This is a genomic window from Microbacterium sp. AB, assembly GCF_032878875.1.
GTDB classification, from domain to species: Bacteria; Actinomycetota; Actinomycetes; order Actinomycetales; family Microbacteriaceae; genus Microbacterium; species Microbacterium betulae.
On sequence record NZ_CP118157.1, the window covers coordinates 1,295,548 to 1,312,663 of the forward strand.

A 17,116-nucleotide genomic window follows, 5' to 3' on the forward strand; every position below is an offset into this window, starting at 1 on the left:
CTCCTCAGCGCGGGATCGCGTCGGTCGGGTGGTGGCGGAAGCGCAGCCCGAGGCCCGTGTGCGGGAGCTCGGTCAGGAGGCCGTCCGCGATGCGCACCGGGCTCGGATCGGCGAGCGCCCCGAGCGCGCCGAAGCCCGCGTCCTCGACGTCCTCGACGAACGGGTCTCCCGGCAGGGTCAGCGCGAGCTGGCCGGAGAGCTCCGGCAGCAGATGCGGGTGCACCGGGACGCCGTGCGCGCGGGCGAGCCCGACGATGCGGAGGAAGGGCGTGATGCCGCCGACGCGCACGATGTTCGGCTGGACGACGCCCGCGGCACCGCTGTCGAGGTACTCGGAGAACCGGTGGACGGTGTGCACGTTCTCGCCCGCCGCGATGGGCGTCGTGATGCGCCGGGAGAGCTCGACGTGCGCCGCGAGGTCGTCGGCGCGCAGCGGCTCCTCGATCCACGCCGGCGCGAAGGGCTCCAGCCGGGCGATGGCCGCCGTCGCCGTGTCCAGATCCCACCGCTGGTTGGCGTCGATCATGAGGGCGCGGCCGGGCCCGAGCACGTCGCGTACCGCGGCGACGCGATCGGCATCCTCGGCGATGTCGGGGCGGCCGACCTTGACCTTCACGGCGTCGAACCCCGCATCGACCCAGCGCCGAGCCTGCGCGACGAGCTCGTCGAGCGGGTAGTGGAGGTTGACCCCGGAGCCGTAGGCCCGGACGGACGGGCGCCGGCGCCCGAGCCGAGCCGATATCGACACGCCGGCGGCGCGCGCCTCCGCATCCCACAGCGCGAGGTCGAGGCCGGCGAGCGCGATCGTCGTCACGCCGCCGCCTCCCGCCTCGTGCAGGTGCCGCCAGAGCGGCTCCCACGTCTCCCGCGGGTCGGCGTCGCGCCCGACGGCGGCGGGGGCGATGTCGTGCTCGACGAGGGCGAGCACCGCCTCCGCGCCGATCTGTGGCGTCCACGAGAAGCCCCATCCCTCGCTCCCGTCCGTGAGCGCGACGTGCGTCGCGATGACGCCGACGGAGGTCACCTCCGCGCCCCACGGGCGCGACAGGGGCACGCGCTCCAGGCGCGCCGACAGCGAGCGGATGGCCGTCACGCGACGAGCTCTCTGCCGCGCTCGACGATGCGCGCGAGGCGCTGGACCTGCTCGGGCGACGGGTCCGTGAGCGGAGCGTGCACCGGGCCCACGGGCATTCCCTGCAGGCGCACCCCCGCCTTGACGAGCGAGACCGCGAAGCCCGGCGTCTCGTCGCGGAGGGCGATGAGTGGGGAGGAGAAGCCGTCGAGCAGCGCCCGCTGACGGACGACGTCGCCCGCGCGATGCGCCGCGAAGAACGCCACGGCCATCTCCGGCAGCATCGCGAACGCGGCCGAGGAGTACAGCGGCACGCCGATCGCGGTGTAGGCCGCCTGCGAGAGCTCGGCGGTGAGGAGCCCGTTGAAGAGCAGCACGTCGCGCCCGCTGCGCCCGGCCTCGAGCACGAACTGCTGCGCGACGGCCACATCGCCCGCGCCGTCCTTGAGGCCCGCGACCCTCGGGTTCTGCAACAGGCCCGCGACGGACGCCGGTGTGAACCGGGCGTTGCCGCGGTGGTAGACGATCACGGGGAGATCGCTCGCGGCGGCGACGCGCTCGACATAGGCGACGAGCCCCGCCTGCGGCGCCCCGACGAGGTGGGGCGGCAGGACGAGGAGTCCGTCGGCGCCGAGCTTCTGCGTCGCCCGTGCGCAGTCGAGGGCGTGGCCGAGGGGTCCTCCCGCCCCGGCGACCACCGGCACGCGGCCGGCCGGCCTGAGCACGGCCGCGTCGAAAGCCGTCACGGGGAAGAAGAGGACGCGGTCGGGGATGGTCAGCTCAGACAAGGTCGTCCTCCGGCGGATGAGGGGCGGGTGCGACGGTCGACGCGGCGCGCTCGGTCAGCTCGTCGCGCCAGGTGCGCCGCGCCCGCCAGCCGAGCAGGCGTTCGGCGCGGGCGCTGGAGAACACCGCGGCGTCGCCCCGGAGCCCGGCGGCGGCCTCGGCGATCAGCGGGACGTGCGCGGCGAGGGAGCTCGCGATCGGCGCGTCCACGAGCGAGTCGGGGGCCGCGACGAAGAACACCTCTCCGTTCGGGACGTCGTGCGCCCCGTCGATCCACGCCGTCACGAAGTCGCCCGCGTCGCGGGCGTCGAGGTAGTTGAAGAGCGCGACGGCCGACAGCGCCGGGTCGGCGAGACGCTCCGCGATCGTGTGCCCCTGCTGGGTCGGCGCGCCCGCCCACTCCTCGGGGGCGATCACATAGCCGGGGCGGAACGCCGCGAAGCGCATCCGATGGCCGTCGCGCCGCACGGCCATCCGCATGATCTCCTCCACGGCGACCTTCGATGCCGCGTAGCCGTTCCAGGGTGCGACCGGGTGGTCCTCGTCGAGCGGCAGATACGACGGCGTCCAGCCGGACGGGGCGCCGTAGCCGATGACGGTCGGGCTCGAGGCGACCATGAGCGCGCGCGCTCCGGCGGCGAGCGACGCCTCGAGCACGTTCCACACGAGGCGGGTGTTGACGTCGAAGATCTCGGCGTCCGGGCGCGACCCGGGCACGGCGATGGCGGCGAGATGGACGACCGCGTCGGGGCGGGCGTCGGCGAACACGCCGCGTGCGGCGTCGGCGTCGAGCAGGTCGGCCGTGAGCTGCCTCGCCGGCAGGCCGGCGGCGGGCTCTCGGTCGATCGAGACGATGTCGTGACCGGCCGCGGCGAGGGCGCGGACGACGCTGCGTCCGAGGCGCCCCGCTCCGCCGGTGACGACGACGCGGAGCGGGCGCGCGTGACTCACGGCTGGGCGCCGGCGAGGACGGCGCCGGCGGTGCCGAGATCGAGGTCGGCGATCCGCACGGCCTGGCCCGTGGCGAGCGAGCGGTTCCCGGCCAGCCCCACCACGACGCTGCGGACGCCGTCCGACCAGTCCGCCGTGCGGCCGAGCGGGTCGGCCCGCGGGCCCTCGAACACGTCGCGCAGCAGCACGGCGTCGCCGCCGCCGTGGCCCCCGGTCCCCGCGGGGATCGGCACGTCGCGTGCGGGGGAGAAGTGGCGCTGGACCACGAGCCGTTCGCCGACGGGGCGCTCGGTCGCATCGACGACGAGGTCGGGCCGCGCGCTGGGGTCGACGACCGTGCGGCCCTCCTCGTCGACGAGCACCGTGCCGCGCTCGACGACCGTCAGCTCGGCGCGGCCGAGGGTGCCGTTCACGGCCACCGTGTACCCCTCCCACGGCGAGTGCGCGTTGAGCGAGTACGACATCGTGCTGCCGCGGGCGAAGTCGACCACGAGCGACAGGTTGTCCTCGATCGTGATGCCGTCGTCGAACACGTCGCGGTCGCGCAGGTATCCGTCGTGCCGTTCCTGATCGAGGTACAGGCCCTTCCACGTCGGATCGGTGCGGAGGTCGAGGCTGAACCGGTCGCGCAGCGGCGAGTCGGTGGTGCCGCGCGCGGGGCGCGGACCGAGCCCGCGCCGCGCGGCGTTCTCGGCGCCGTAGAAGCGCAGGCCGCCCGACGCGAACACCCGTGTCGGGACATCCGATGTCCACCAGTTCACGAGATCGAAGTGATGGCTCGCCTTGTGGATCAGGAGGCCGCCCGACATCTCCTTGATCCGGTGCCAGCGACGGAAGTAGTCGGCGCCGTGCGCCGTGTCGAGCACCCACTCGAAGTGCACGCTCGTCACCTCGCCGATCTCGCCCGAGTCGATCACGCGCTTGAGCGCGCTGTTGCGCGGCGAGTACCGGTAGTTGAACGTGATGGTGACGTCGCGTCCCGTGCGGTCGGCCGCCTCGGCGATCCGCCGCACGCCGTCCTCGCTCGTGGTGAGCGGCTTCTCGACCACGACGTCGGCGCCGGCCTCGAGCGACGCGACGATGTAGTCGGCGTGCGTGACGTCGGGCGACGTGACGATCACGCGGTCGACGCGGTGCTCGCGCACGGCGCGCGCGAGCCCGTCCGGCTCGAACCGCGCGGGCGAGCCGAGGCCGGGGTGTCGTCCGAGCGACCACTCCTGACGGCCGGCGTTCGTGTCCGTCCAGGCGACGAGCTCGGCCGCGTCGGCGTGCGTCTCGGCGATCGCCTGGAGGTACATCTGGGCCCGGGAGCCCGAGCCCACGAGGGCGTAGCGGAGGCGGGTCATGCGGATCTTCTCCTCACTTGATGCCGGACGTCGCGGATCCGCGGATGAGGAACCGCTGGCCGAACAGGAAGACCAGGAACAGGGGCAGCAGCGACACGACGCTCATGGCGAACATCGAGCCGTAGTCCGAGCTCGACTGCGCGTCGAGGAACCCCTTCAGCGCCAACGAGGCGGGGAACAGCTCGGGCAGACGGAGGTAGATGAGCGGGCCGAAGAAGTCGCCCCACGTCCAGATGAACGTGAAGATCGCGGTCGTCGCGAGCGAGGGGACGATCAGCGGCAGCGTGATCTGGAAGTAGCTGCGGGCGTGGCCGGCGCCGTCGATGCGAGCCGCCTCGAACAGCTCCTTCGGCAGCCCGCGGATGAACTGCACCATGAGGAACACGAAGAACGCCTCGGTCGCGAGGAACTTCGGTGCGATGAGGGGGAGGAAGGTGTTCAGCCATCCGAGCTCCTTGAAGATGAGGAACTGCGGCACGAGGAGCACCTGGAACGGCAGCATGATGGAGCCGAGCATCACGGCGAACGCGAGGTTCCTGCCGCGGAACCGCAGCCGGGCGAACGCGTAGGCCGCCATCGAGCACGACAGCAGGTTCCCGACGATGGCGCCGAGCGCGATGATCGACGAGTTCAGCAGGAACAGCCCGAAGGGATGCTGCAGATCGTTCCATCCGTTGGCGTAGTTCTCCGTCGTGAGGTCGGTCGTGAAGATCGACAGGTCGCGGAAGATCTCGCCGTTGGGCTTGAAGCTCGACACGACGAGCCAGACGAGCGGGTACACCATGACGAGCGACACGGCGCCCAGCAGGATGTGCTTCCCGACCGATCTGAGCGTGCTCGTCCCGGCGGCTGCGCGCCTCCGGGGCCGTCTCGCGGCGTCGGGGCGGAGGAGGGTCTCGGTCTCAGTCGTCATAGAACACCCAGTACTTCGAGAGCCAGAAGTTGAACGCGGTGAAGGCGGCGATCACGACCACGAGGAACCAGGCCATCGCGGACGCGTAGCCCATGTCGAGCTCGGTGAACGCCTCCTTGTAGAGGAGCAGCGTGAAGAACATCGTCGCGTCGCCGGGCCCGCCCGTGCCGCCCGAGACCACGTAGGCCTGTGTGAACGACTGGAACGCGAAGATGATCTGCAGCACGAGGTTGAAGAAGATCACCGGCGTGAGCAGCGGGAACGTGATCGAGAAGAACCGACGGATCCTGCCGGCGCCGTCCATCGAGGCGGCCTCGTAGTACATCTCGGGGATCTGGCGCAGGCCCGCCAGGAAGATGACCATGGGGGAGCCGAACGTCCACACGTGCAGCACGATGAGCGTGCCCAGCGCGTAGTCGGGGTGGCCGATCCACCCGGGGCCCTCGACGCCGAACCACGCGAGGAAGCCGTTGACGAGGCCTTCCTTGCCGAACACCTGACGCCACAGGATCGCGATCGCGACCGATCCGCCCAGCAGCGACGGCAGGTAGAAGACCGACCGGTAGAACGACAGCCCGCGCATGCCCCTGTCGAGCAGGACCGCGAGGCCCAGGGCCAGCGCGAGCTGCAGGGGGACGCCGACGACGACGTAGGTCACCGTGACGCGGAACGAGTTCCAGAACCGCGCGTCGCCGAACATCTGGACGAAGTTGTCCAGTCCCGACCACACGGGCGGCTGGAGCAGGTTGTAGTCGGTGAACGACAGGTACAGCGAGGCGACGATGGGGCCGACCGTCAGGCCGAGCACGCCGACGAGCCAGGGCAGCAGGAAGAGCAGGGCCGCCTTGTCGTCGGGGTGCTTCTCCCTGACGCGTGGCCCGCCCTTGCGCCGTGTCAGCGCGATGGAGCGGAGCTCGCCGATACTGCTCACGTTGACCTCCTCGTCATCGGAGCCGCTGTCACGAGGAACGGCCCGTGTGGGATCGCGGCCGGTGAAAGCGGTTTCTCACCTCCCGACGATTATCAGCACGTCTCGCGCGATTCGTCAAATGCGCGCCGGTAGGGTTGTGGGGTCCGCAGACGGCGGCGGGGCGGGGAGGGCGAGGATGGCGACGAATCGCGGATCGGCGACGATCACGGACGTCGCGCGTCACGCCGGCGTGTCGCCTGCGACGGTGTCCCGCGTCATGAACGGGCGTTTCGCGGGGGATCCGGAGATCGCCGAGCGCGTGCGGGTCGCCGCGCTGGAGCTCTCCTACGTGCCGAGCCCGCTCGCCCGCAGCCTCGCCCTCGGGCAGACCAACGCGATCGCCTTCGTCGTGCCCGACCTCGCCAACCCGGCCTTCCAGTCGGTGCTCGCGGGGCTCAGCAAGACGGCCGCGGGAGACGGATACCGCGTCCTCGTCGCCGACTCGGGCGAGTCGCCCGCGGACGAGGCCGCTCTGTCGACGGAGATCCGCCGCCGCACCGACGCGATCGTGCTCTGCGCGCCGCGCATGCCCGAGGACGACCTGCGGGCGATCGCCTCGCAGCTGCAGCCGCTGGTGCTCATCAACCGTGTGGCCACGCAGATCGCCGCGCCCTCGCTCTCGATCGACTACCGCACCGGCATCTACGCCCTCGCGCGTCATCTGCACGACCTCGGCCATCGGCACCTCGTCTACCTCTACGGGCCGGAGCGCAGCGCCTCGAACGCGTATCGCGAGAGCGGGCTGCGGGACTTCGCCGAGGAGCATCCGGACGTGCGCGTCGACCGGGTGCCCGCGGGGGCGGGCTCGGACGACGGCCGCGCCGCAGCGCCGACGGTGAGGGACTCCGGCGCGACGGCGGCGCTGGCGTTCAACGACCTCGTCGCCATCGGTCTCATCGGCGGGCTGCGCGAGCTTGGGCTGCGCGTGCCGGAGGACGTCTCGGTCACCGGCTTCGACGACATCCCGCTGGCGCAGTACGTCGCGCCGGCGCTCACGACGGCCTCGGTGCCGCACGCCGAGCTCGGCGTGGTCGCCTGGCAGCGAATGCGCGCGCTCATCCGCGGCGAGGAGCCGGGGCACAACGTCGTCTTCCAGCCGCGCCTCGAGCTGCGCGACTCCGTCGCGCCGCCCGCGTAGACCCCCGCGGCCGGCGCGGCGCCCTCGTCCGACGAGATCGACCCGTTTCGCGGCCGATGGCGGGTCGCTCTCGTCGTCCGGACGGCCGAGACGACGGCCGGGACCGTTGACACGCTTTCGAGGCTGGTGCTAGCTTGCGTGAAAGCGGTTTCTCCGAGAGTGCTCGGCGAGCCGCTCCGGGCGGCACACCCTTCCGCCCTGCACACGGCACCACGGCGGCCGAGAGGGCCGCTCCGACTCGAAACGAGGCGCAATGAGGCGTATCACACGATCACGCGCGGTGGTCACGGCGCTCGGCTCCGTCGCCGCGACCCTGATCCTCGGCGGCTGCTCCGGCGGAGCCGCCGGCGGCGGCGAGTACGACCCCGACGAGGAGATCACCCTCGAGATCTCCTGGTGGGGCGACGACACGCGCTCCGCGCTCTTCGGAGAGGTCATCGACCAGTTCGAGGCCGAGCATCCGAACATCACCGTGGACGAGACGCCCGTCGGATCGCCGGACGACCTCTTCAACCGGCTGGCGACCGACTTCGCGGCAGGAGGAGACACGGCGCCCGACGTCTTCGCGCTCGGCGGCGCGAAGCCGCAGGAGTACGGCTCGCTCGGGGCGCTGCTCGACCTGTCGACGGTGGGCGACGTGCTCGACGCGTCGGACTATCCCGAGTTCTCGCTCACGAACGGGATCGTCGACGGCACGCTCTACGGACTCCCCACGGGCGGCAACGCGACGGCCGCGTTCGTCAACGCCGATGTCTTCGCGCAGGCAGGGGTGCCCGTGCCCGACGCCGGATGGACGTGGGAGGACCTCGTCGAGGCGGCGAACGACATCGGCAGCGCGGGACTCGTGAACGACGCCGGTCAGCCCGTCTACGGCATCGACCTGCGCATCCAGGACATCATCGGCACGTACGCGGGGCAGGTGAGCGAGCTCGGCATGTACGACTGGGACGGACAGCTCGGCGTCACCGCCGACGACATGGCCGGCTGGTACGAGATCGAGCAGCAGCTGGCCGAGGGCGGGGGACTGCCCGACCCGTCGGTCGTGACGGCCAACTGGCAGCTGCCGCCCGACCAGCAGCCGTTCACCCTCGGCCAGGCCGCCATCACGTTCGGCTACAGCAACCTGATGGAGGCGTACTCCGACGCCGGCGACGTCCGCATGCAGCTGCCGCCGACGTCGACGGGCGTGACGGGCGTCGCGCTGCTCCCCTCGGCCTTCTGGTCGATCAACGCGGCGTCGGCTCACCCCGAGGCGGCGGCCATGCTGGTGGACTGGTTCCTGCACGAGCCCTCCGCGGCCGAGCTGATCCTCGACACGCGCGGCGTGCCGTTCAACCCCGACACCCTCGCGGTCGTGCGCCCGCTGCTGAGCGGTCCGAGCCAGACGGCCGCCGACTACGTCGACGTCATCCTGGAGGAGGGCGTCGTGGCGCCGCCGCAGCCTGCGGGCGGCGGGATCATGAACGAGCTCTCGCAGCGCATGGAGTCCGACCTGCTCTTCGGACGCGCGACCCCGCAGCAGGCCGGCGAGGGATGGGTCTCGGAGCTCGGCGCGGCTCTGCAGTGACGGCGAGGGAGGAGGCGCTGCGGCGCCTGCGCGGGGGCGACGCGACCGGCCGGTCCGGGACCGGCGCGTCGCCGCTCGGACGCGGGCTCGCGGCGGCGGGCGTGCGTTTCGCCGCGGTGGGAGGACCGCTCGAGGAACGGTGGCACACGGCGCTGGCCGAGCTGGCGATGTGCGTGCGCCCGCTCGGCGGCGCCGCCCCCGTGCTGCACGAGGGCGGCGTGTACCACGGGGCGTGGCTCGAGAGCACCGGCACGATCAGCGCCGAGGTGCTCACCCGGTTCGCCCCGCGCATCGCCCGCGACACGCTGCTGCTGTTCGCCGCCCGTCAGCGTCGCGACGGGATGATCCCGTACAAGGTGACGGCCGACGGACCCGGGTTCGGCCAGATCCAGATCGTCACGCCTCTCGCGCGCACCGTCTGGAACCACTACCTGCTGACGGGGCGCGACCGGCCCTTCCTCGACACGATGCGCCGTGCGATGACGCGATACGACGCCTGGCTCGAGGAGTACCGCGACACGCGCGGGACCGGCGGCGTCGAGGCGTTCTGCGCCTTCGACACGGGGCACGATCTGTCGCCGCGCTTCTGGTTCGCCCCCGATCGCGCGTTCCGCGGCGACGCGCGGCAGGTCGATCCCGCGGCGCCGCTCGTGCCGTACGTCGCGCCCGACCTGACGTCGAACGTCGCGTGCCAGCGCGCGTATCTCGCCCGCATCGCCGACGAGCTCGACGGCGGTGCGGGCGCGGCGGAGGGGGCGCGGTGGCGCGAGCGGGCGCGGGCGTCGCTCGACGCCCTCTACGCGCAGTGCTTCGACGAGGCCGACGGCTTCTTCTACGACCGGGATCGCAACGGGGACCATGTGCGCGTGCAGGGCGACGTGCTGCCGCGGGTCCTGGCGAACGAGGTCGGCGACGAGGCCTTCTTCGCCGAGAGCCTCCGCCGGTACCTCATGAACACGCGCAAGCTCCTGGCGCACCACGGCTTCACCTCGCTCGCTCTCGACGATCCCCGGTTCGATCACGACGCGTCGCGCAACTCGTGGGGCGGCCCGGTCAACTTCCTCGCCCTGCTGCGGGCGCCGCATGCCTTCGAGCACCACGGACACGTCGCCGAGCTGGCTCTCGCGTCGGCGCCGGTCCTCGCGGCGCTCGGCAGGGCCGACCGCTTCCCGCAGTGCCTCGACCCGTGGTCGGGGGACGCGGGCTTCGCGGAGGCGTACTCGCCCGCGATCCTGTGGTTCCTCGACGCGATCGAGCGCTACGCGGGCATCCTCCCACGCCCCGATGGCGAGGTCTGGTTCACGGGGCTCCCGCCGACCCGGCTCGATCACGGCACGGCGGCGGAGGCCGTCGCCTACGCGCGCACCGTGGGTGGGAGCGCATGGGAGCTCGTCGCCGACGACGAGCGCGTCGAGGCCGTGCGCGACGGCGAGGCGGCGTTCGCGTTCCCGCGGGGCTGGCGGGTCGTCACCGACACCGTGGGCGGCGCGCGGGCGGTCGTCGGCATCGGCGCGCGCACGGTCGCCGGGGAGCTGACGCTCCCCGGCGGATCCGTGTCCCTCGAGGTCGCGCCGAACGAGCGCGTCGAGCTCGACGGCGCAGCGGCGGGCGCGCGCTCTCGGGTGGAGTTCGTCGCCCCCGTCCTGTGATGCGCGGTCCTCTGCGGCGCGTCAGGCCGTCAGGCGCAGGCCGTCCGGGGTCTCCTCGAGCGGGAAGAGGCGGGCGCGCTCGTCGGGTGTGCCGTTGGGAGCGTGCAGCGTCAGGAGGAGGCGCCCCGCGCCGTCGGCGAAGATCATCCCGTGCCCGCCGTCGGCCGGCCAGAGCGGTGTGTCCGACTGCGTCCACGGTCCGCGCACGTCGCCGGAACCCGATGTCGCCACCCCCATCGCGTACCCGGAGTCGCCGAAGCTCGACCAGAGCATCGTGAGGCGTCCGTCGCGGGTCCGGTGCATCCAGGGGCCGTCCGTCACGTGCACCTCGGGGAACCCGGGCCGGGGGAGGGGTCGCGCCCAGGCGGCCTCCGATGCGCGGAAGAGCAGGAACGGCTCGCCGATCGCCTCGCGCAGGTCGTCCGAGAGCCGCACCGCGTGCACCTCCCCGTCGCCGACGTCCTTCCACTCGCGGCAGAACACCAGGTAGGGCACGACGCCGTCCGGGCCGTCCTCGACGTGCAGCGTGCCGTCGAGGCACTCCCAGTCGTGCGGGGTCACGGGTCCGGGAGACCACGGCGCGTACGGGCCCTCCGGCCGTTCGGCGCGGAGGACCTGCGTGCCGCGCCGCCGCCCCTCCGCCGTGAACGTCGCGAACATGAAGAAGGCGCCGTCGTGCACGTGCACCTCCGGCGCCCAGTACTGCGTGTGCGACCAGAAGCCCGGCTCCGGACGGAACGCCGGGAGGGGACCGTGCCATTCCTCCAGGTCGGTGCTCCAGTACGTGTCGAAGCCCGTCGCGGGACCGCTCCAGATGTCCGCGTCGGTGCTGCCGAACAGCCAGAAGCGGCCGTCCTCCGGCGCCCGGAGAACGAACGGATCGCGGATCTGGATGTCGTCGAGTCGCATGGAGGTGTCCTTCCGCGGTAGGGGCCTGTCAGGAGAGATCGAGCTCGACGGGGCGTGCGACGCCCCGCACGCCGACCGTTGGCCACGCGGGGTCGACCGTGAGCACCTCGAGGCCGGAGTCGTCGACGACGACGGTGTCCTCGATCTTGACGTGCGGCGCCCAGGGGTTCCACGCGAACGCCTGGCCCGTGGCGACGCGCGCCGTGCTCGCGGGGCCGGCCTTCGGATCGCGGCCGAGATACCCGGTCGGACCGCCCTGGTGGTGCGCGAGCCATGCCGGGCGCGACGGCGACCCGAGACCGTGGCGCTCGTAGGATGCCGCGATGTCCGAGAGGATCGCGCGCAGCTCGCGGCCCGGACGGGTCGCGGCGAACGCGTCGGCCTCGACCTCCCGGATGGCGCGCTCCGTGTCCGGCGCGCCGCCGCCGAAGCGCACCCACCGGGTGAGGCTGACGTGCAGGCCGTGGCGTCTGGCGGAGACGACGGCCATCGCACGCCGGCCGAGCGGCGTGCGGGTGGGGAGGGGGTGCTGCACCTGCGTGCGGCCTTCCCCCGCCACGAGGATCGTGACGGGATCGGCGCCGGCCGCCACGACGGCGCGCGCCAGCTCGCCCGCGAGATCGCGCTCGGAGGTCCGAGGACGCGCGTCCCGCAGCACCGCGGTCATCGCGCGGGCCGTCTCCCGGCCCAGCGCGCGGTACCGCTCCCTCTCGACGGGCAGCAGCGCGGCCCGTGCGGCGCGGAGCTCCTCGACGGCATCCGTGTCGTGCAGGACGCCGGGTTCCGCACCGGCGAGGTCGGCGTACCAGTCCACCGCGCGGATCTCGGCGCCGCCGACCTCCTCCTCCGCCAGCCGTGCGGCCTCGTTCGCCGGGGCGGTGACGACGGCGGAGCCGTCCCGGCGGACGATCGCGGAGAAGACGGCGGCGCCGCCGTAGGGGACGCTCGTGCGCGCCCCGTCGAAGAACCACGCGAGGTTCTCGGGCGCGGTCAGCAGGATCGCCTCCGCATCGCGCGCGTCGAGGATCGCCGCGAGCCGCGCGCGCTTGTGCGGGCGGTCGGCCGTGGGGGACGGGGGCATGGTGCGGGCTCCATCGCGTCGTCGGTGCGGTGTCCCGACGAGGCGGAACCGTCACAGCCTAGCGGAGAAACCGCTTTCACGCGGACGGCGCTTCACACGGCGCGGCGGCCCGAGGTGCTCGAGGGGCGAGGTTCTCACGCCTCCTGGGGGTACCGGACGCCGATCTGGCGTCGGATCTCGTCGAGCGCGCCCATGATCTCGACCGTCTCGTCGATCGGCAGGATGTCGCTGGAGGTGCGTCCCTCGGCGACGAGGCGCTCCGCGGCCAGCGCCTGGAAGAACATCCCCCGACCTTCGAACGGCTCAGCGGCGAACTCCTCCCGCACCGTCCCGTCGGGCGTCGTCACGCGGAACGTGGTGGGCGTGTACCAGACGCGGTCGACGTCGATGCGCGCCTCCGTGCCGACGATGTGGGCGGTGTTCGGACCGGCTGCGCGCGACGACGACACGGTCGTCGAGATCGCGCCGCCCTCATGCGTCATGATCGTGGCGACCTCGGAGTCGGCGCCGGTCTCGGCGAGACGGGCGGTGGCACGGACGGTCGTCGGCCGGCCCAGGACGTCCCATGCGAACGAGATCGGGTAGACGCCGAGATCGAGCAGCGCCCCGCCGCCGAGCTCGAGGGCGTTCAGGCGATGGCCGGGGTCGCTCGTGATGCGCTGCGTGTGGTCCGCCGTCACGACGCGGATCTCGCCGAGGGCCCCCGCCGCGACGATCTCGCGGATGCGGGCCATGTGCGGCAGGTAGCGCGTCCACATGGCCTCCATCACGAGAAGGCCCTGCCGTGCGCCGAGGTCGCGCAGCTCCGCGGCCTCGGCCCCCGTCAGGGTGAACGGCTTCTCCACGAGCACGTGCTTGCCGCTCTCCAGGGCGAGGCGCGCGTTCTCGACGTGCGCGGGGTGCGGCGTGGCGACATAGACGATGTCGACGCCGGGATCGGCCGCGAGCTCCTCGTACGAGCCGTGCGCGTGCGCGATGCCGAACTCCGCCGCGAAGCGGGCGGCCGAGCCCGGCGACCGCGAGCCCACGGCGGCGATGTCGAGCCCTGCGGTGCGCAGGTCGTCTGCGAAGGAGCGGGCGATGCCGCCCGTGGCGAGGATTCCCCAGCGAAGTCCGGTCATGGGTTCGAGCGTAGCGGGGCGTCGTCCTCCGCTACGCGCTCGTCCTGGCGGAGGAGCGCGCCTGCGCTCGTCTCGGGTCGCAGGTCGAGGCGGCGCAGCAGCTGGGCGTTCGCCGCCACGACGACCGTGGAGGCCGACATGAGGATGGCGCCGACGCTCATGGGGAGGACGAAGCCGAGCGGCGCGAGGACGCCGGCCGCGAGGGGCACGGAGATCAGGTTGTAGCCGGCGGCCCACCACAGGTTCTGCGTCATCTTGCGGTAGGCGGCGCGCGACAGCGCGATCACGGAGAGCACGGAGCGCGGGTCCGACGAGGCCAGGATGACGCCGGCCGAGCCGATGGCGACATCCGTCCCCGCGCCGATCGCGATGCCCACGTCCGACTGCGCCAGGGCGGGGGCGTCGTTGACGCCGTCGCCCACCATGGCGACCTTGCGGCCCTCCCGCTGCAGCTCGGCGACCTTCGCGGCCTTGTCCTCCGGCCGGACGCCGGCGAAGACCCGGTCGATGCCGAGATCGGCCGCGACGGTCTCGGCGACCGCCCGGGCGTCGCCGGTGATCATCACCACCTGGATGCCGGACGCGTGCAGCGCGTCGACGGCGGTCCGGGACTCCGGGCGGATCTCGTCGGCCAGCCTCAGGGCGCCGACGACCTCTCCGCCCGACACCACGTGCAGGATGATCGCCCCTTCGGCGCGCCAGTCGTCCGCGACGGCGAGCTCGGCGAGACCGTGCCCCTCCAGAAGGCGGGGACCGCCGACCTCGACCGTCGTGCCCTCGACCGAGGCGCGCACGCCGACGGCGGGGGACGAGGCGAACTCGGCCGCTCCAGGGACGCGCAGCCCCCGGGCGCGTGCGGCGCCCACGACGGCCCTGGCCAGCGGATGCTCGCTGTCGGCCTCGGCCGCGGCGGCGAGCGCGAGCACCTCGTCGGCGTCGCGTCCGGCCACGGGGGCGACGGCCGTGACCGTCGGCTCGCCCCTGGTCAGCGTCCCCGTCTTGTCGAACAGCACCGTGTCGACCGTGCGCATGGACTCGAGCGCGAGGCGGTCCTTGACGAGCACGCCGCCGCGGGCGGCGCGTTCCGTGGCGATGGACACCACGAGCGGGATGGCCAGCCCGAGGGCGTGGGGGCACGCGATCACGAGCACCGTGATGGTGCGCACGACCGCGGTGTCCGGTGCGCCGACCGCCGTCCACACCACGGCGGTGATCGCCGCGGCGCCGAGCGCGAACCAGAACAGCCAGGCCGCCGCGGTGTCGGCGATCCGCTGGGCGCGGGACGAGGACGCCTGGGCGTCGGCGACGAGGCGCTGGATGCCGGCCAGCGCGGTGTCGTCGCCGACGGCCGTCACCTGCACGCGGAGACCCGAGTCCGTGGCGACCGTCCCCGCCACGACCTGGTCGCCGACGCCGCGGCGCACCGGCTTCGACTCCCCGGTGACCATGGACTCGTCGATGCTCGCGGAGCCGTCCACGATCCTGCCGTCGGCGGGAACGGACGCACCGGGACGCACGACGAGCACGTCGCCGACCGCGAGTTCGGACGGGACGACCTTCACGACGTCGTCGCCGTCGACCCGCCACGCCTCGTCCGGCAGCAGGGCCGCGAGCGAGTCGAGGGCGGAGGTGGTCTGCGCGAGGGAGCGCATCTCGATCCAGTGGCCCAGCAGCATGATGACGACGAGCAGCGCGAGCTCCCACCAGAAGTCCAGCTCCTCGTCGAGGAGGCCCAGGCTCGCGCCCCACGACGCGACGAAGGCGACGCTGATGGCCAGGCCGATGAGGAGCATCATCCCAGGCTTGCGGGACCGTGCCTCCGAGACCGCGCCGGTCAGGAAGGGCCATCCGCCCCAGAGGTAGACGACCGTGCCCAGGACGGGCGAGACCCATCCCGCCCAGGCCGCCTCGGGCAGGTGGTAGCCGATCAGGTGCGCGAACATCCCGTTGAATCCCACGACGGGGATCGCCAGCACCAGCATCGCCCAGAACAGGCGCCGGAACCTCGCCACGTGGCCGGTGTGCCCGGCGTGGCCGGTGTGGCCGGCGTGGTCCGTGTGCGGGGTGTCGTCGTGTCCGGTGCGGTCCCCGTGCGCGTCGTGCGCGTCGTGCTCCGTATGCGCGTCGTGGTCGTGCCCGGTGCGGTCGCCGTGCGCGTCGTGTCCCTCGTGGTCGTGAGTCGTGCTCATGCGTCCACGATATACCCCTGGGGGGTATCCGGCTCCGGATTCCGGATCAGCGCGGCCCCGCCGTCATGCCCGCGCGAGCGCCTGTTCGAGGTCGGCGACGATGTCGTCCGCCTCCTCGAGACCGACCGAGATGCGGATGGTCGCCTGCGAGATGCCGGCAGCGGCGAGCTGGCCCGGCGTCATGTGGTTGTGCGTCATCGACGCGGGGTGGGCGACGATGGTCCGGGCGTCGCCGATGTTGGCGACGAGCCGGATGGTCCGCAGCGCGTCGACCACGCGCTCGACCCGGGCGAAGGCGTCCTCCTCGCTCGGCACGAGCTCGAACGCGAACACGCTCGGGGAGCCCTTCGGCAGGTAGGTCCTCGCGACGCCCTTCCAGGGGTTCGTGCCGATCGACGGGTGGAAGACGACGCCGACCGCCGGGTGCCGGTCGAGGAACGACGCCACGGTCTTGGCGTTGTCGACGTGGCGCGCGATGCGCAGATCGAGCGTCTCGAGCCCCGTGATCAGCTGGAAGGCGTTGAAGGGCGAGAGCGCGGTGCCGAGGTCGCCCACGAACTTCGACTTCACGAGCGTGATGAACGCCCTCTCGGGGCCGAAGGCCTCCCACAGCGACACGTCGCCGTAGCGCCAGTGCGGCACGAAGAGGCCCGGCCACTTCTCCGGCTCCGCCGAGAAGTCGAACGTCCCGAGATCCACGACGACGCCTCCGAGCGACGACCCGTGCCCGCCGATGAACTTCGTCGCGGAGTGCACGACGAAGTCGGCGCCGAAGTCGCGGGGGCGCAGCAGGTACGGCGTCGCCACCGTGTTGTCGATGACGAGCGGCACGCCGGCCTCATGGGCGATCTCGGCGACCGATGCGACGTCGAGCACCTGGGCGATGGGGTTCGCCACCGATTCCGCGAAGAACGCCCGGGTGTTCGGGCGCACGGCGTCGCGCCAGGCGTCGAAATCGTCCTGGTCGACGAACGTCACCTCGAGCCCGAAGTCGCCGAACGTGTCGCCGAAGAGGTCGACGGTGCCGCCGTACAGCTGGCTCGATGCGACGACGTGACCCCCGCGGCCGAGCAGCGCGAAGGTCGTGAGGGCGACCGCCGCCTGACCGGATGAGACGGCCGCCGCGGCCACGCCGCCCTCGAGCACGGCGAGCCGCTGCTCGAGGACGGCCTGGGTGGGGTTGCTGTTGCGGCTGTAGATGTAGCCCTGCTCGCGGAGCGCGAACTTCTCGCGTGCCTCCGTGAGGGACGAGAAGGCGTAGGCCGACGACTGGTAGACCGGCGGGACGACGGTGTACTCGGGCGTCCCCGGGACGTATCCGGCGTGGAGCTGCGTCGTCGCGAATCCGGACGGTCGGTCGGCCTGTGTCATCCGGCCATTCTCCCGACCTGCTCCGGCGTGTCGGGAATCCGTGTGACGTCCTG

At 72.7% G+C, this 17,116-nt stretch carries 14 protein-coding genes; 3 read left to right on the forward strand and 11 right to left on the reverse strand.

Annotation, left to right across the window (positions count from 1 at the left end):
* Window positions 1–4: 4 nt before the first annotated feature.
* The 6 genes from N8K70_RS06120 to N8K70_RS06145 are packed head-to-tail and all read right to left on the reverse strand — an operon-like array spanning window position 5 to window position 5,999.
* A complete protein-coding gene (locus N8K70_RS06120) occupies window positions 5–1,093 on the reverse strand; it encodes a mandelate racemase/muconate lactonizing enzyme family protein (RefSeq protein WP_317140715.1) in 1,089 nt (362 codons plus the stop codon).
* Window positions 1,090–1,860: a 5-dehydro-4-deoxyglucarate dehydratase gene (locus N8K70_RS06125; RefSeq protein ID WP_317140716.1), complete on the reverse strand. Its 771-nt coding sequence runs from the start codon at window positions 1,858–1,860 to the stop codon at window positions 1,090–1,092. Before N8K70_RS06125 ends, N8K70_RS06120 begins: the two co-directional genes overlap by 4 nt.
* Window positions 1,853–2,809 (reverse strand): NAD-dependent epimerase/dehydratase family protein, encoded by a 957-nt coding sequence (locus tag N8K70_RS06130; RefSeq protein ID WP_317140717.1) that lies wholly within the window; start codon window positions 2,807–2,809, stop codon window positions 1,853–1,855. Before N8K70_RS06130 ends, N8K70_RS06125 begins: the two co-directional genes overlap by 8 nt.
* Window positions 2,806–4,155: a Gfo/Idh/MocA family protein gene (locus N8K70_RS06135; RefSeq protein WP_317140718.1), complete on the reverse strand. Its 1,350-nt coding sequence runs from the start codon at window positions 4,153–4,155 to the stop codon at window positions 2,806–2,808. The genes N8K70_RS06130 and N8K70_RS06135 overlap by 4 nt, the downstream gene beginning before the upstream one ends.
* A gap of 13 nt (window positions 4,156–4,168) precedes the next feature.
* Window positions 4,169–5,068, reverse strand: a complete 900-nt coding sequence (locus tag N8K70_RS06140) for a carbohydrate ABC transporter permease (RefSeq protein WP_317140719.1) — start codon at window positions 5,066–5,068, stop codon at window positions 4,169–4,171.
* Complete coding sequence (locus tag N8K70_RS06145; RefSeq protein ID WP_317140720.1) at window positions 5,058–5,999, reverse strand: carbohydrate ABC transporter permease; 942 nt, start codon at window positions 5,997–5,999, stop codon at window positions 5,058–5,060. The genes N8K70_RS06140 and N8K70_RS06145 overlap by 11 nt, the downstream gene beginning before the upstream one ends.
* A 175-nt stretch (window positions 6,000–6,174) precedes the next feature.
* Between N8K70_RS06145 and N8K70_RS06150 the strand changes: the two genes are divergently transcribed.
* The 3 genes from N8K70_RS06150 to N8K70_RS06160 all read left to right on the forward strand — a co-directional run bounded on the left by N8K70_RS06150 (window position 6,175) and on the right by N8K70_RS06160 (window position 10,392).
* Window positions 6,175–7,176 (forward strand): LacI family DNA-binding transcriptional regulator, encoded by a 1,002-nt coding sequence (locus tag N8K70_RS06150; RefSeq protein WP_317140721.1) that lies wholly within the window; start codon window positions 6,175–6,177, stop codon window positions 7,174–7,176.
* 253 nt (window positions 7,177–7,429) lie between these two features.
* Window positions 7,430–8,743 (forward strand): ABC transporter substrate-binding protein, encoded by a 1,314-nt coding sequence (locus N8K70_RS06155; RefSeq protein ID WP_317140722.1) that lies wholly within the window; start codon window positions 7,430–7,432, stop codon window positions 8,741–8,743.
* On the forward strand, window positions 8,740–10,392 hold the full coding sequence (locus N8K70_RS06160) for an MGH1-like glycoside hydrolase domain-containing protein (protein ID WP_317140723.1): 1,653 nt from the start codon (window positions 8,740–8,742) through the stop codon (window positions 10,390–10,392). The genes N8K70_RS06155 and N8K70_RS06160 overlap by 4 nt, the downstream gene beginning before the upstream one ends.
* Window positions 10,393–10,413: 21 nt before the next feature.
* Here N8K70_RS06160 and N8K70_RS06165 read toward each other — a convergent pair whose 3' ends face one another.
* From N8K70_RS06165 to N8K70_RS06185, 5 genes are all read right to left on the reverse strand, one after another.
* Window positions 10,414–11,301, reverse strand: a complete 888-nt coding sequence (locus N8K70_RS06165; RefSeq protein ID WP_317140724.1) for a glycoside hydrolase family 43 protein — start codon at window positions 11,299–11,301, stop codon at window positions 10,414–10,416.
* Between the two features lie 28 nt (window positions 11,302–11,329).
* The gene (locus N8K70_RS06170) at window positions 11,330–12,382 is read right to left on the reverse strand and encodes a M24 family metallopeptidase (protein WP_317140725.1); all 1,053 of its coding nucleotides are present in this window, start codon (window positions 12,380–12,382) and stop codon (window positions 11,330–11,332) included.
* Window positions 12,383–12,516: 134 nt separating this feature from the next.
* Window positions 12,517–13,503 (reverse strand): Gfo/Idh/MocA family protein, encoded by a 987-nt coding sequence (locus N8K70_RS06175; protein ID WP_317140726.1) that lies wholly within the window; start codon window positions 13,501–13,503, stop codon window positions 12,517–12,519.
* Complete coding sequence (locus N8K70_RS06180) at window positions 13,500–15,692, reverse strand: heavy metal translocating P-type ATPase (RefSeq protein WP_317140727.1); 2,193 nt, start codon at window positions 15,690–15,692, stop codon at window positions 13,500–13,502. Before N8K70_RS06180 ends, N8K70_RS06175 begins: the two co-directional genes overlap by 4 nt.
* A gap of 63 nt (window positions 15,693–15,755) precedes the next feature.
* Window positions 15,756–17,063 carry an O-acetylhomoserine aminocarboxypropyltransferase/cysteine synthase family protein gene (locus N8K70_RS06185; protein WP_317140728.1) on the reverse strand — a complete coding sequence of 436 codons (1,308 nt, stop codon included), beginning with the start codon at window positions 17,061–17,063 and terminating at the stop codon, window positions 15,756–15,758.
* Window positions 17,064–17,116 lie beyond the last annotated feature (53 nt).